The organism is Methylosoma difficile, assembly GCF_054657615.1.
This window is the reverse complement of record NZ_BAAHYJ010000001.1, coordinates 892,203-905,429: the sequence shown is the minus strand read 5'-3', so window position 1 is coordinate 905,429 and position 13,227 is coordinate 892,203. Positions and strand designations below refer to the sequence as shown.

At 51.3% G+C, this 13,227-nt stretch carries 12 protein-coding genes; 2 read left to right on the top strand and 10 right to left on the bottom strand.

The features are described from left to right. Window positions 1–2 precede the first annotated feature (2 nt). The 3 genes from ACYQ1O_RS04430 to ACYQ1O_RS04420 form a co-directional block, all read right to left on the bottom strand. Window positions 3–797 (bottom strand): RMD1 family protein, encoded by a 795-nt coding sequence (locus ACYQ1O_RS04430; RefSeq protein WP_459990423.1) that lies wholly within the window; start codon window positions 795–797, stop codon window positions 3–5. Window positions 798–915: 118 nt separating this feature from the next. Then, entirely contained in the window at window positions 916–1,323 is a 408-nt protein-coding gene (locus ACYQ1O_RS04425; RefSeq protein ID WP_459990422.1) for a hypothetical protein, read from the bottom strand. Window positions 1,324–1,857: 534 nt separating this feature from the next. Beyond that, window positions 1,858–4,689: a putative Ig domain-containing protein gene (locus ACYQ1O_RS04420; RefSeq protein WP_459990421.1), complete on the bottom strand. Its 2,832-nt coding sequence runs from the start codon at window positions 4,687–4,689 to the stop codon at window positions 1,858–1,860. A gap of 305 nt (window positions 4,690–4,994) precedes the next feature. On the opposite strand from ACYQ1O_RS04420, the gene ACYQ1O_RS04415 reads away from it, so the two are divergent. Then, a complete protein-coding gene (locus ACYQ1O_RS04415; RefSeq protein WP_459990420.1) occupies window positions 4,995–5,261 on the top strand; it encodes a hypothetical protein in 267 nt (88 codons plus the stop codon). Between the two features lie 15 nt (window positions 5,262–5,276). Here the strand turns inward: ACYQ1O_RS04415 and mprF are convergent, their stop codons facing one another. The 5 genes from mprF to ACYQ1O_RS04390 all read right to left on the bottom strand — a co-directional run bounded on the left by mprF (window position 5,277) and on the right by ACYQ1O_RS04390 (window position 11,450). Then, window positions 5,277–7,856, bottom strand: a complete 2,580-nt coding sequence (gene mprF, locus ACYQ1O_RS04410) for a bifunctional lysylphosphatidylglycerol flippase/synthetase MprF (RefSeq protein WP_459990419.1) — start codon at window positions 7,854–7,856, stop codon at window positions 5,277–5,279. A gap of 28 nt (window positions 7,857–7,884) precedes the next feature. After that, window positions 7,885–9,231: a virulence factor family protein gene (locus ACYQ1O_RS04405; protein ID WP_459990418.1), complete on the bottom strand. Its 1,347-nt coding sequence runs from the start codon at window positions 9,229–9,231 to the stop codon at window positions 7,885–7,887. A gap of 22 nt (window positions 9,232–9,253) precedes the next feature. Next, window positions 9,254–10,123 (bottom strand): alpha/beta fold hydrolase, encoded by an 870-nt coding sequence (locus tag ACYQ1O_RS04400; protein WP_459990417.1) that lies wholly within the window; start codon window positions 10,121–10,123, stop codon window positions 9,254–9,256. Between the two features lie 72 nt (window positions 10,124–10,195). Further along, entirely contained in the window at window positions 10,196–11,131 is a 936-nt protein-coding gene (locus tag ACYQ1O_RS04395; RefSeq protein WP_459990416.1) for a YfdX family protein, read from the bottom strand. Between the two features lie 169 nt (window positions 11,132–11,300). Further along, a complete protein-coding gene (locus ACYQ1O_RS04390; protein WP_459990415.1) occupies window positions 11,301–11,450 on the bottom strand; it encodes a hypothetical protein in 150 nt (49 codons plus the stop codon). Between the two features lie 17 nt (window positions 11,451–11,467). Here ACYQ1O_RS04390 and ACYQ1O_RS04385 point away from each other — a divergent pair, with 17 nt between their 5' ends. After that, the gene (locus tag ACYQ1O_RS04385; protein WP_459990414.1) at window positions 11,468–11,791 is read left to right on the top strand and encodes a hypothetical protein; all 324 of its coding nucleotides are present in this window, start codon (window positions 11,468–11,470) and stop codon (window positions 11,789–11,791) included. 91 nt (window positions 11,792–11,882) lie between these two features. Here the strand turns inward: ACYQ1O_RS04385 and ACYQ1O_RS04380 are convergent, their stop codons facing one another. Both ACYQ1O_RS04380 and hypB read right to left on the bottom strand, forming a co-directional pair. Continuing rightward, on the bottom strand, window positions 11,883–12,356 hold the full coding sequence (locus ACYQ1O_RS04380) for a copper resistance protein NlpE (RefSeq protein WP_459990413.1): 474 nt from the start codon (window positions 12,354–12,356) through the stop codon (window positions 11,883–11,885). A 42-nt stretch (window positions 12,357–12,398) separates the two neighbouring features. Beyond that, window positions 12,399–13,223 (bottom strand): hydrogenase nickel incorporation protein HypB, encoded by an 825-nt coding sequence (gene hypB, locus ACYQ1O_RS04375; RefSeq protein WP_459990412.1) that lies wholly within the window; start codon window positions 13,221–13,223, stop codon window positions 12,399–12,401. Window positions 13,224–13,227 lie beyond the last annotated feature (4 nt).

Below are 13,227 nucleotides of genomic sequence, written 5' to 3'. Positions count from 1 at the left end.
TTTTAAATGACTTTGTCGAAAATGGTGATGCTGATCTCAAAGGCGATCAGCCCGATGATGATCCATTCCAAAATGGTGGAATGGCGATGTTTTTGTTCGTCCGCCAACATCACGAACAGTTCGTGGATGGTTTCCAGTTTTTTGGACAACACTTCGGTACGCGGGGCAATTTCCAGGTATTTGGCAGTCAGGCTGTAAACTTTTTCGTATTCCGGGTATTCCCAGAAAAAGTCAGGCGTGTCGAGCAAATCGTAATTGAGGATGATGTCGCTTTTGGTCAAAAACAATTGCCCGCGAATTTTGGCGATTTTATGGCGGCTCAGCTGGATGCGTCCGTTTTCCGCCAACGATTTGGGGATATAACTGGTGTTGTTGATGGTGTTGATGGCGTGGGTTTCAAACGACGCCAGCTTGATCGACTGCGCCATGCCTTGCGATAACGAAAACAGCAGCATGGCATCGGAGTTTTCAATTTCGATATGGTCTTCAACAAAACGCGTGGCAGGACAATCAAGCGCAAAGGTGAAATTGTCTTCTTCAACCACCGCCAGCGGGTTTTCAGCGTGTTTTAACAGCAATTCGTGCAGTTTGCGTTGTTGTTCGGGGCTGACATTCCAGTGCACCACCGCGCCGTAGTTAAAAATCACCGACCAGCTGTCGCTGTCTTCAATCAGCAATGCACCTTTGATGATGCGGATCAGCGTCGAGGCAGACAAGTGGCTGGAAAGCTGCGTGATGTCAAAACGTTGCGCCAAACAAAAGGCGGCGCAATGTTGGGTGTTGGGGTTTTCAGACATAACAAGCTCCTACAAGCATAATGCCCCTGATAGTGGCAGGAAACACCCAGCGAGTCAATCGCCGCAAGGCTTGCGACGGGCTATTGCACGGGCAAGCCTTACGGCGTTAGCGGTCAAATCATTCCGCAATTTTTAGCAGCCAGCCGTTTTCGCCTTCGCAATGCGAGGATTTGGCAGAGACTTTAATATTGACACGCGCCGCCGTATTGCGAAGTGATTCCGGCAGACGGCCTTTAACCAAATAGTAAGGGTCTTTAAATTCTGCAACGACGGGAACAGGAATGTTTTTAACCGTCACCGAGATTTGTTCGGGTTTGTGGACGTTAACCGCTATAAACGAAAATTCCGCACCCGGCACAACGGTGCTTAAATGGGCCGGCAGGAATTTGCTGAGATGCGGCTTCATGCAAGCCGTACCGCCACCGCCGCCACCCATTGCCCCACCGTGACCGCTATGGTGTTCGGCAGCGTGGCTAATCGGGGAGCTGGCTAACAAGAATGCCGCCAAAAAAACTGCTTTTTTCATGGAATGTCCTCCTTATTATTGTTGTTATCTGGAATGCCATTTAATAATGTTTGATCGCTAAGTGCTTGTTATTATTTTTTGTATTGGCGGGGGGTACTATAGCCTTTGTAGCCCAAAATGCCAATTGGCGACGGGGGCATCGCGAAGACGGGCAAAAAAAAGGCTTGGGGTAACCCAAGCCTTTTTAATCGGTTTATGTGATTAACTGATATTACGTAGTAATGTATTTTTCCCGTTTGCCGCGTCGAGCACCGCAGTATTTGTCGGGAACAGCCCGAAGGGGTGCGGCAGGGATGCCGCACGGCGGCAGATGGGCAGGAAGCCCATTCTGCCGCCCCCCGACAAATGCGAGGAGCGCAAGACATCAGCGGCAACAGGGCCGCCTTTTCTTTGGATACTTTCTTTTGGCGGCGCAAAAGAAAGTAGCTCGCCGTCGGGTGCGAGAACCCGATTTAAAAATCGTCGCAATAGCGACACATCAATTTATTTCCAATCAGCAGAAAATAACTGCGTAACATCAGTGATTAAAACGGTTTAATTCACAACAACACTTTGGGCAACGTTGCCGGTTGCTGCCGTTCTATAACCGTTCCACTCAAACACTTGGCCGATAGCATAAGCCGTCGCGCCGCCGTTCCATTGCACTGTGGCACACACAGGAACCGTCACTTTCACTAACGCGCCTGCTGCGGTTTTAAAGGTAATCACATTGGCGCTAATGGCGGTGATTTTTCCTAAGCTGTTTAAGCCCGCTGTGCCGCCTGCCGGTACGGTGCAAGTAATCGCCCCCGTTGCGGAAATGACGATTTTGGCGCTGATTTTTGCCGTTTGCCCAATGCTGTCGGTAACGGTCAGTACCGTGTTATAAGTGCCAACGGTTGAGGGTTTTCCTGACATCACACCCGCAGTAGAAACAACCACGCCTTTGGGTAAACCAGCGCCTTTCCAAGTTAATGCCCCAACACCGCCTGACGCTTTGACTGTGCCTTTGTAAGCGACGCCCACCGTGCCTGTTTTAGGGACGCTGGACGTACCCAATTTAATCGCGGCAGGCGCGGCACTTGGGTTGATTGTCAAGACACTGGTGCTGCTGACGGATTGACCGATGCTGTCTTTTGCCGTTACCGTCACTGAACTGGCACCCGCCGCACTGGGTACACCCGCGATGTTACCGGCTGCGTAAGTCAAACCTGCTGGCAAACCGGTGACCGAGACGCTCAGCGAACCGACACCGCCCGTTGCTGAAGCGCTGCCGCTGTAGCTGACACCGACCGTACCTGTTGGCAAGCTAAGTGCTGGCACAACAACAGGCGCAGGCGTAATGGTGAACGACAAAGTGGTATTGACCGTTTCGCCCATGCTGTCATTGACCGACACGCTGACCGTTTGCAGGCCATCGCTTCCTAATGCCGGTGTACCGACAATATTTATGCCATCAAAGCTTAAGCCCGCAGGCAAACCGCTGACCGCAACCGTGTAAGGCTTAATGCCGCCCGCGGGCGTAATGGCGGTGGCGGTGAAAGGACTACCAACCTGACCGTTCGGCAAAGTGACTGGCGCAAGGCTTAAGCCTGCTGCAACCGTCATCGAATCCGCCAAACAGAAGAAACCGCCTGCATCCATAACACCGGAATAGCTAATAACCTGACCAAACTTAAAGCCATTTGCCATCAACAAAGGCGCAACAAAAGTGGTGTTGGCTTGGGGGGCATATTTAACGCTTTGTCCACCGTTAGGAATGCCGCCAGCAATATCCAACCAATACTTGGTCACGTTAGAAATGACTTTATTGGTAGCCGAACACGCCGCACCTGGGCCAGGCGGCGGATTCAGCACGGGAGCAGGCACAATCGTCAAAGTTTGGGAAGCGTTTTGGGAATAGCCCAGCGCATCGGTTGCGGTCAATTGTACGGTTGTCGACCCTTCTGTGGTTGGCGTGCCGGTAATGCTGTCGCCCACCAAGCTTAAACCTGCGGGCAAACTGCCAAAGCTGCTATAGCTGATAGCGCCATAACCGCCTGTTACCGATAAGGTTTGGCTGTAAGGTACATCCACAGTGCCTTGAGCCAGCGATAAATTAAAGACAATCGGCGCATCGGCAACATCCATTTGTGTGGTTGCTGACGTACTTGTGCCGTTGCTAAGGTCTTGCACGTTAATCACCAGCGGGAATGAACCCACGGCAGTTGGCGTACCGGTAATGCTGTTGCTTGCCGAATCAAACACCAAACCTGCTGGCAGACCCGTTACGGTGATTGCCAAGGTATCTAATGGATTGCCAGGCGTCGCGTTAATGGTTTGATAGTAGGGCGAATTGACTGTCGCACCGGCAATGGTGGCATTAATGGACGGCGCAATCGGCAACGGCGGCGCAGCGGGAATGACACCATCAAAATTGATGCCCGCATTTTGCGCCACAATAAACGTACCCAAATCGCCAGCACTCGGGCCGATAGCGCCCGGGGTGTCGCCATGCGGGCCGACCAAAGCCTCATTGGTTGCCGCATCACGGTTGCCGGTGTATTTGTAAAACTCAAACCGGTAGACCACGCCTTTGGCGCCCGGATCAAGCGCAACACCGGTCAAATCAATTTGCCCAGCCGCCGGATTGCCGGTATCGGTTTGCAACAATTGCCATTCCAACTGGGTTTGGGTGCGGGCTTTTTTGATAATGGCATTTTCCGCCACCAAATCTTCCACCGCCACATCTTGCAAAGTACCGGTTGCCGTGACTTTTACCCAACGCGGTTCGCCGAACTCGTAAAAATTCGGTTTCGGCGCGGCAATCGCCACATTCACTTTAGGCGCTTGCGGCACATTGTTGATGGGCGGCTGCGGAACAACCGTCCACACCGGATTGGGTACAGAAGCCTGCACCGGCGTTAAAACGGCAGGGTTTGCCATATCTTCAACCAGCCACGAATATTTCACATTCGGCGTATTGACCGTGGTGCTGACGCCAAAATGGTCGCAAGGATATTGTGAGCCGTAATCTTTTGCGCCCAAAGGCCAACAGCTGTCCGATGGACTGACCGGCAAGGTGCCGGAGGGCGTACCCGCCGACCAAGTGCCACTGTTGCTGGCTTTATAAGTAATCCTGACACCAAAACCAGTCGCATCGGTAAATTCGGTAACCGTGGGCGAACCGTAGCGTTCCATGTTAGGCCAACGCGAAGCGTCGCCAAAAATAGAAGTGATTTGGTTGGCATGAATATCATGCAATTCAATCTCGAAACCGTGCGCCGTTTTGCCGGTATCGTTGACCACATCAAAATTGGCTAGCGAGCCAAACACTTGCGCCTGAGCAGGCAGGCCCGATAAGGCCAGCGCGAGGCCCGCAATCGGTATAAAAACTTTTTTTTTCATCGCAATCTCCCCAAAATTAAAAACAGAGCGGCATTTATTTTTTGCGTAATACAGCTTCTAGCAATCTCTTTGGCACGAACCATGCCAATCGATTTTTATTTTTAATGATTTGAAAATTAAAGGTTTTTTACTATTGATTACGGTATCTCCCTAAAACACCGCAAAAACGGTCAGACAAAATTTGCGGGCTTTGCAAGCTTTGCGGGGCGGGGTTATCTGATTGATGAAGATTAATCGATGCTTGAGCCTAAGGGATCAATTTGGTACTGTGCCGACACCATTCACTTCGCTTACGGAGTTTTATTATGATCGGCACAATTATCGCTTTCCTTATCACCTTTTGGTTTTACAAAAGCGCCAAAGCATCGGAGAAAAACGCATTGGCTTCCGCAGGCGTAGGTTTTTTGTCGTATCTTGTGGCTTGCCTTGTTTGGACATTAGCCGTCACGCCCAGCTTACGTGATGCGGTTGACCACAACCCCAGCACACTGTCAGGCTTGGTGGTCAATTACGCCTACATCATCGTCGGTGCGGCTTGCGCGATTGGCTTGAAATTCAAGTATTTCAAATAACTTAAGCCCCACGAACTATTTGCTGACAATACCTTGCCAACTCCCTGAAATCTGGCGGGTTATCGCCATTAAGGCTCGCGGCATCGCCAAGCCGGTGGGTGCCGCCAAATAGCGCGGCTGCCATTGCGGCAAGTACTTTGCCTTGTATTCGTAAAGGCCTTCAAAATTGTAAAATTGATCGCCGACATCAAAAATGACCGCGCCAATTTTATGCCACAGCGGCGCCAAGCGTCGCCGTTCTAAGCCTGCCAACGGCGCCATGCCCAGCGAGAACCTTTGATAGCCCTCCTGCTGGCCCCACAGCATCAGCTCGACAAACAAAAAATCCATAATGCCTTTCGGGCTGCTGGGGTCGTAACGCATCAAATCGATGGACAACTCCTGATGGTTGAGGGTCTCCCAAAGATTGGCGAAGGCCATAATCTGCCCGGTCGGGTCTTTAATTGCCGCAACAGGTGTACGCCGCAGGTAGGGTTCGGAAAAAAATCCCAATGAAAAACCTTTTTCACGGGTATTTTTATTTGCCAACCAAGCATCGGAAATTTGCCGTAATCGTGGCAATTGCGTTTCAACGGCTTGGCCTGTCAGAATTTCAAAACCAAAACCCAACTTGGCAAATTTGTTACGGGCGCTGCGTTCGTTATCATGCCGTTTGCCTTTTAGGTTGAATGCCGACAAATCAACCCGCGCCTCTTCGCCAAGCTTGAACAAGGACAAGCCCAAATCCAAATAATGCGGCAAGCATTCCGGGCTGACTTGGTAAAACACGGCTTTGGCACCATAGCGGTCGGCCTGCTCAATAAAATCCCAAAGCAATTCTTCAAAAGCGGACAGCTCACCGACCGGATCGCCCATGGCAATCCAAAACTGCGGGCTTGTTGCATACATAATGAAGGCGTTGCGATCAGCATTCCAAAATAAGTGCTTGTCGCCTAGCAACGCCAGATAACCTTGGGTTTGCTGGCTGTTTTTGATTAAGTGCTGCGCTTCATCCAGTTCGGCTTCTGACGGTTTGCTGAATGCCGGCGGCGGCGCAACCCGCAACAAGCGCGACAAACAAAAAACCACCATGACCACGGTCAGAATCAACCATGCCCGCAAAAAACGTGGCGCGTCACCTTCATACGAAAACTGCCACCAGAGTTGGTCGGCGTATTCAACATCCTGATAAGCAAAAAAACCCAACCAAACAGAACCCGCCAACACCATCAGCACCGTCATCAGCCAAGACGTTGAGAAAGGCATGTGCAGCAATGACGACCGGTAGTGGAAATGGCTGCGGGTTGGCAATAACATCAGGAAAATGACCGACAAAACCAAGGCTTCGCGCCAATCAAAGCCTTTCAGCAACGCCGACAGAATGCCCAAGCCCAGCAGCAACAAACTGGCATACCACGCGGCATCCATCTTAAGCCGGATGCCTCGCGCCAAAAACAACAGCAGTAAACCAATCAAACTGCCCGCCAAATGCGACAGTTCTATAACCGGCAAAGGCAACAACCCGCACAGCCAAGCCATTGCCTGCGAATTGGCGGGGATTGATCCGGAGACCAGCAAAAGCCCGCCCGCCAGCAGCAGCAATAAGGAATACAGCTGCGGTATGACCGCTGATAACAGACGCTTTACGGTATCGGCACTTTCGGCAAGCAACAGGGCGCGATGACCCAGCTCATAAACCAACAAGCCGATGCCTGCCAACAGCAAAGGCAGAAAATAGTAAATGATCCGATACAACAACAACGCGCCAATCAACAGCAAATGCTGGTCGGTTGTTTCTATATCGGACATCAGCCAAAGAAATGCGCTTTCGAACACGCCGATGCCGCCCGGCACTTGGCTGATAACGCCGACAACCTGCGCGACCACAAATACCACCAGGAATGCGCCAATGCCAATATCCACCTTGCCCAGCAGCAAAACCCATAACACCAGTGACGACAGTACCACATCGATGCCCGACACCAGCGTTTGCGCCAAGGTCATGGCGGGTGAAGGCAAGGTCAGCTCAAAACCTTTCAACATGATGGGCTTGCGCCATAAAAAGATCGCCAGCCAGTAGGCCAACAAAGTCATGGCACAAACCCCACTCACCCAATGGATCACTGGCGGCTCAGTGACTTGGCTGGACAAATAATGGGGCAACAGCAAACTACCCACCAACCCCAAGCTTAAAGCCCCCAACAAATACGTCACAGTTTGGAAAAGCGATATTTTTATAATATCCCAGCCCTGCACACCCCATTTTGAATAAAACCGATAACGCACCGAACCGCCCGCCGCCCAAGCGTGACCGGTATTGTTGCTGATCGAATAGCTGATGAGTGCGGCAGCCAGCATTTTCGGCAACGGGATTTGCCGGTATCCGGTAAAACGCAAGGCCAGCCAATCATAGCCTGCCAATACCAAGTAATTGACGACCGTTAACGCAAAGGCCGCCGCCATCATGGGCAATGGCATGGCGGTCAATAAGCCCAGAATGTCGCCCAAACTATGGGCTTTCAATTGGCTATGAACCATGTAAAGCGCACAGGCGAACAAGATGATTGGCAACAACTGCGCGGCTTTTTGAAAAACTTGGCTAAATTCGCTGTTCATAGGCAAAAAAACTCCTGTTGTCGGACCTTTAATCAATACCGTGCTGCCGGTAGACATTTAAGATTTGCTGGGTGAGTTTGGGATAGTCTTGGTCGAAATGATGCCCGCCGGGCAGTTCCAAAATATCGGCGGCGGTTTGCTGCAAATCTGTACAAGCCGTTTCGGCAATTTCTTCTTTTCCGTAAATGCACAAGATTTTAGTTTTGGGGATTTGCGCCAACTCCGGTGCTTGCGGCAATTCACCGGCATTTTGTCCTAACCAACCTGAAACATGGATTTCAAAATCGGCATTTTTCGCCAGTGCCAAAAGCACCAATAGGCTCACGCTGTCTTTATCGGCTTGTGGAAGCCGCTGGTAAACGGCGGGCAAGATGTCCGCACCGAAGGAATAGCCCGCCAACACAAACGCTTTGACGTGGCGGTTTTTTCGGTAATAAGCCATCGTTGCCGACAAATCGGCAGCGGCCTGTTCAGGTGTTTTCCGTTCCCAGAAATAGCGCAGCACATCGACGCCCGCCACCGGATAATTCAACGCAGCCATTTCCCCTGCGATGGTCCTATCCAAATCGCGCCAACCACCGTCGCCCGAATAAAAAATCGTCAAGGTCTCGCGGGCTTGGGCTGCCGGTACGTCCACCATCGGCATCGGCGGAGATGCTAGCGTGCTATGCCCTTGCCAATTGTTGAGTTCATCCGCCAGCACCCCATCGAGCGGCGTATCGTAAGCGGCAATCTGTGTTTCTACATTACCTAAGGTTTTGATGAAAACAGCGGTTGCCTCAGGCGGTTGGTCTGTCCACACCGCCCGCCAATGGCCTGAAAAGTTGGGCTGGGGCAGTAAAAGCGTTTTCTGATTTGGGTCTTGTGCCGTTAAAGGCGCACATAAAAGCAAACCGTCTGGGACGTTGACGGAAAAATCGACCGCCAAATTTGTCGCTGCGCGGACAGCATTGGCTTGGGCATTCAGGAACGGCAGCAATGCGCCATTGGAAATACCGGCAACAACGGTCGGGGTGTTGGCGGATAACCGCAATTGTTCTGCCAAACCGGCAATCGCGGTGGCGACTTGTGTGGCATCCAAGCAAACACCGGTTGCCGTGCTGAAGCGCTTAAAATAGGCTTGCGTGTCAACCACCGCCACCGTCATGCCGATACGCGCCAAGCGTTGCCCCAAAGCGGCAGCGGGGTATTTTTGCGTGTCGGCAAAAACCACCACGAAACCTTGCGATCCCCATAAAGGCTTGGCGATCGCCACTTCGCCAAAATTTGGCAAACGGCTAATGCTGTTCAGCACAGGTGGCTGGTTTTTCAAAAGGCCAACTGCGAAAGCCGCCAAAGCCAGCAACAGGCCGATGAAGAGATGTTTTTTTCTCATAAAAACAAGAGCCTTATTGGGTTCATAAACGAGGCGGCAATTTAATTTTCAGAAACGCCGCGATTAATTGGTTGATGGCTAAGGCATGGGTAATCGGGGCGGCATGGCCTGCACCTGAAACCAACGCCAACTTGCCGTTGGCTAGCCCGCTTGCCAATTCGCTTGAATGCTTTAAGTCAATCATGTCGTCTTCGCCAACAATGACTAAAGTCGGCGCGGTAATGGCGCGTAAATGGGTCTGTTCAAGCTGCGGCGCGATGCGCCACAAAGCCTTGATTTCAGCCTCCAAAGCCGGATGCCTTTCCCCTGCCCCCGACCACCAACCCCGGAACCAAGGGCTGATTGTTGTTTGCCAAACTTGCGTTGCTTGACCCGAAGCCGACGGCGCTTCCGGTTTGACGCCCGATGGATTGAAATTGGCACTGATGGCAACAATCCGGCGGACACGTTGCGGGGCTTCCAATCCCAGCATTAGCGCAGTAATGCCGCCGTCACTCCAGCCGACAATATCCGTGGAGGTAATGCCCAAGTGGTCCAAAACCAACAAAGCATCCTTAGCGAAAACCTGATAATTCAGGCCAGCATTTCCGGATGTCGAATCGCCATGCCCGCGCGTATCCACCAACACAACGCGCCGTCCGGCAGCCACCAACCACGGAATTTGCGAAAACCAGCTCAGTTTGTTGCTCAACCCGCCATGCAACAGCAGCACAGGCTCGCCTTGCCCATAAACGACGTAATGGATGTGCGCGCCCTTCGATTCGATATGGCCTGTTTGCAGGGCGGTGGGCGTTGTCCATTTCCAAAGCCAATAGTCCAAAAAATGACCCGACATCGGCCTGAGACCAACAAAAGCCGCCACGACCGCCACCCATAAAACCATTCCCGTCATGCGCACAAACCGTCCCATTTCAATACCCTGCCCGCTGCTAAATCCGAGGGATGCCGCGCATTCCCCATCCCGTTATTTCTTGTTGGTTTTAGAAAGGGTCAACTTGTCTTTTAACGCCGCCACTGAGCGCTTGATGTTTTCCCATGCGGCTTGCGATCCCGCCGAGTTTATCGCCGCCTTCATGTCATCCATGGCTTGGTAAAGTTCGCGGTAATCTTCCTTACTGCCGTAACCCAACAAGATGGCTAATTTCAACTGGCTTTTGGCGGCATCGATGTCATTGATGATTTGGTCGCGGACGGCTTGTTTCGACAAATCTTGTTTGTGTTCCTGTTCCGACGCTAACGTCAGGAATTCTTCCGCCCGCAGCACCGGCAAAGGCATAATTTCGGTTATCGTCTCAACACTGCCCAACAGCGCATTCAAGACATCCGCCGCCGCGTCGTTATTGCCTGCATTCGCCAAAACCAAGGCGTTATGAATGCCAGAAGGGTATAGCGCCAACGGAATGCGGGTGGTGGTAATGTCCATTTCACTGGACAATTTGCTTATCAATTCCCTAGCCGCTTGGATTTTGCCGTCTTCAAACAAATCATCCAGGGTGTCCAAGGTTTTTTTGACATCGTCCTCATCGCCCACATATTCCTCAATCCTGACCATGACGCTTGCCGGAATGCTGGCGAGGTTAGGATTTTTAGCGGTTAAAACGTCCAGTTTTCCAGAAACTTGCTGCAAAATTCCGGCGGCTTTGGGGGCGTTGCCTTTCAACAATGCGCCCAGCGCCTGCTCTGTGCCATCCAAAACCTCGGTGGCTTCGTTGGCTATTTGCTGCGATTTTTCCGCCAGCACTTTCAGCTTGCCGATTTTAGGCGCGAGGGGAAGGCTGACCATCGATGCCGGATATTTTTGTACCTTGTCATCGGCTTCGGCAAAGTCGATGGCAAATGGCAGTGATGAAATGATGATGGATGCGGTGTAAGCCGCAATTTTGGGTAAGGTTTTTTTCATAGTCGATTCTCCTTTGGTCATCCAAATGGTTGTGCAAAAAGCCCATGCAACAAATTGGCTTTTGCCTATTCGCCTATGCTTTTTTTGTGCCATCAAAAAATACAAAATAAAATCAATAAGATGCCTTACATAAAAAACAAAAACCAGAAACCATTGGCTGAAAAAAACCTTAGTTGCTGGCGTATTTCAACCATTGCTTCAGCTTAAACCCAACGGCAAGCTGCCGCGCTTCAGGCATCGGTAAGCCGTTAATTCTTGTAGAATAGGGTTTTAGTCGCTTAGCGCGGATGGCTTGCCAATACAGCGGCAGTCCGCTCATTCAACAGGAAGAAAAGGATGTATTTCAAAACAATAAGGCATGGCGTGCTGGTATTGCTGTGCGCATTACCGATGTTGGCTAGCGCAAACCCAAGCGCGCCCAACCCCAATTTTTGCCTAGATGACGCCAACCAAAAACAATTTGCCGATTTGCTGGCGAACAACCTCAGCAACACCAGCATTGTCCGGCTGGTTGCGTTGCGCCAAGGCTTGTGTGAACTGGTCAGCCATCAACAAATTCCGCTGGCAACGGCAATGGATTTATGGGCGCATGAACGCCAAAACGTCATGCTTGAAAAGACCAAGAGAAGATTAAACCGGTTAAAACAAAAAACCGATTGAACGGGCGGATGGGGATTCGTGTGCAAATGGCCTTTGGCATCAAGCCCTAGGCCATTTTTTATGGCAGCGGACAAGGCCGCCGCGCGGCGGTTTAATGGCCGGCGTGTTGCGTGGTGGGTTTGGTGACGTCGTTTCTACGTAAAATATATCGGTCGCCTAGTTTGCCGGTTACGCGGTTGCCGTTTTTATCCAACTGCACCAGCATGTTTTCGCCAACAAAATATTGCTGGGCGGCGGGTTTGTTACGTGGCGTCAAGACGATGGTGTCGCTCTTATCACCCCAAGAGAATTTGCCTTTTTCAACAAACTCACGCTCAGACCTACCAATGTACTGGGTGATTAACACATAACTGCCGTTTTGGTTAAGCGCCAAGGTGGTTTTTACGCCGTTGCAATCGTCGCAAGGCAGGAAGCCGTAGTACAAACCCGGCCAATCAAGGCTGTTTTGGGCATGATGGGCGTCGCCGTGTTCGGCTTCGGCAAGCGCCAAGTTGCTAAACGAACAAACACTTGCCAACAAGGAAAACGCCAGAATGTGGGTGATTTTTTGTCTAATTATGTGCATGGTAGCTCCTCATTAAAATCACGATGATAACAAAGTAATCGCTTAAGGGCGTGCGGAATCTTCGTGTTTATGCAGAGCCCAATCCGGCATGGCGGTATCGGCCTGCACGTTTGCCAATAACCAATCCGTCCATTCGCCAAGATTATCGCCCTTGGTTGCAGACAACTGGATCACCTGCAAATTTGGATTCACCTGTCTGGCAAAATCCAAACAACGCTGCACATCAAAATCGACATACGGCAGCAAGTCGATTTTGTTAAGCACCATCACATCCGCCGCATGGAACATATCAGGATATTTCAGCGGCTTGTCGTCGCCTTCCGTTACCGACAACACCACCACTTTATGCGCCTCGCCCAAATCAAACGACGACGGGCAGACCAAATTGCCGACGTTTTCAATCACCAACAAACTGTTCGGCTGCACCGCCAATTGCATCACCGCATGACCAATGCCCTGTGCGTCCAAATGGCAGGCGCGTCCGGTGTTGATTTGCAAAGCCGGAACGCCCGTGGCGCGGATTTTATCGGCATCGTGTTCAGTTTGCTGGTCGCCTTCAATGACGGCAATGGGGAAACAGCCTTTCAAGCGTTTGATGGTTTCCACCAGCAAAGTGGTTTTGCCCGCGCCGGGACTGGACACCAAATTTAAGACGAAGATATTGTCTTCTTGGAAAAAATGACGGTTTTGTGCGGCATAGGCGTTGTTTTTGCTGAGCAAATCTTGTTCGACTTGCACCAGCCGCGCGTTGTCCAGCGGTGGGTGGTGATGACCTGTGCTTAGCACGGGATGGACGTGTCCGGTCACTAGCTTAAATTTGCCGGTGCTGTCTGGGTGTTCTTGTCCGCAACCGCATATTCCGCACATAATT